1 protein-coding gene and 1 pseudogene are annotated in these 1,907 nt (G+C 74.7%); both read right to left on the bottom strand.

Annotated features, from left to right (window positions below; translation table 11 throughout):
• The coding region (locus B0E53_RS36020) for a DEAD/DEAH box helicase (protein ID WP_107079875.1) at positions 1–1,234 on the bottom strand (1,234 nt) is incomplete at its 3' end.
• Positions 1,235–1,468: 234 nt separating this feature from the next.
• Positions 1,469–1,907, bottom strand: a pseudogene (locus B0E53_RS39955) (hypothetical protein); the annotation flags it as partial.

Genomic DNA, 1,907 nt, shown 5'->3' on the forward strand with positions numbered 1-1,907 from the left:
CGTCCCGGTCGCCGAAGCGGCGCGGGCCGCCCCGGCGCGGCTCGGGTTCGTCGCGGACCGGCACGCCGCTGGGCTCGCGGGCGCCCGTCAGCTCGGCCAGCGCGGCATCGCCGACGCGGACCCGGGTCTCGGCCGGCTCGACGCCCGCCTTCTCCAGCATGGCCAGCGTGGTCCGGCGCTGCTTCGGCAGCACCAGGGTCGCCACCGCGCCGGACTCCCCGGCCCGCGCGGTGCGACCCGCCCGGTGCAGGTAGTCCTTCGGGTCCTTCGGCGGGTCCACGTGCAGCACCAGCGTCACGCCATCGACGTGGATGCCCCGGGCCGCCACGTCGGTGGCGACCAGCACGTTCATCCGGCCCTCGCGGAACTCGGCCAGGGTCCGGGTACGCATCCGCTGGGTCTTGCCGCCGTGCAGGCCGCCGGCCCGCACGCCCACGGCCGCGAGCTGCTCGACCAGCCGGTCGACGCCGAGCTGGGTACGCGCGAAGAGCATGGTGCGACCCTCGCGGGCCGCGATGGACGCCGCCACGGCGAACTTGTCGTGCGGCGGAATCAGCAGCAGGTGGTGATCCATGGTGGACACGGCGGCGGTCGCCGGCGCGGTCGAGTGGGTGACCGGGTCGGTCATGAACCGCTTGACCAGCGAGTCGACGTCGTTGTCCAGGGTGGCCGAGAAGAGCAGCCGCTGGGAGTCCGCCGGGGTCTTCGCCAGCAGCCGGGTGACCTCGGGCAGGAAGCCCATGTCGGCCATCTGGTCGGCCTCGTCGAGCACGGTGATCTCGACGTCGTCGAGTTTGCAGACGCCCCGCTCGATCAGGTCGCCGAGCCGCCCCGGCGTGGCCACCACGATCTCCACGCCGCGGCGCAGCGCGTCGATCTGCCGGTCGTACGGGACGCCGCCGACGGCGGTCTTCAGGAAGATGCCGACCGCCTTGCCGAGCGGCACGAGCGCGTCGTTGACCTGCATGGCCAGCTCGCGGGTGGGCACCAGGACCAGGGCGCGGGGGTGCAGCGGCCGGGCCCGGTTGCGGTCGGCGAGCCGGGCGATCACCGGCAGGCCGAAGGCCAGGGTCTTGCCCGAGCCGGTCTGGCCCCGGCCGAGCACGTCGTGGCCGGCGAGGGCGTCGGGCAGGGTGGCCCGCTGGATCTCGAACGGGGTGGTGATGCCCTGCCGGGCGAGCGCCTCGACCAGCTGCCGGGGCAGGCCGAGCGCGGCGAAGTCAGGGGTGTCGATGGTGGGGTCGGCGGACGGGGACGTGCCGGAGGCGGCGAAGGTGGTCAAGAAATGCCTTTCGAGCGGGGCGCATCTTCGCGATGGCCCGCCGCGGCTTTGTCACGCCGCCGATTCGCCCGCAAGATCGCCCATGGGCGCGCAACGGGCGCGCCGGGTCAGTGATCTCCACAAGTGTACGGCGGTGTGGCGAACCTGCCACCGCACCGCGAGTGCGTAGTGGGCGGGCTCACCCCGTCACCCGGTCAGCGCGGTGCCGGTGATCCCGCTCAGCGCGTCGTTGGCCAGGAAGACCACCAGCAGGCTGATCGCGATCAGCAGTGCCAGCGCGGCGGCCAGCACGATCACCACCTTCGTGTTGCTGGACCGGGTCGCCGGGGCGTCCTCGGCCCAGCCCTGCGCCAGGATGTGCCCGGTCAGCGAGCCGGAGTTCTCCAGCGGACTGCCCTGCGGGAGGGCGACCGTGGCGAAGCCCGGCCCGTCGGTGCCGCCGTACGCCGTGCCGGCCAGGTCGGGACCGGCCGGCGGGTGGCTCACCGGGCGGCTCGGCGCGGGCACGTGACCGGCGTGGCCCGCCCGGTACTCGGTGGGTTCGGTCGACGGCGGCCAGGCCGGCAGGGCCGGTGCCGGCACCACCGGCGGTGCGGTGGGCAGCGGCGGAGCGGAGGCCGACGCG

Source organism: Micromonospora sp. MH33 (genome assembly GCF_003013775.1).
Lineage (GTDB): Bacteria > Actinomycetota > Actinomycetes > Mycobacteriales > Micromonosporaceae > Micromonospora > Micromonospora fulviviridis.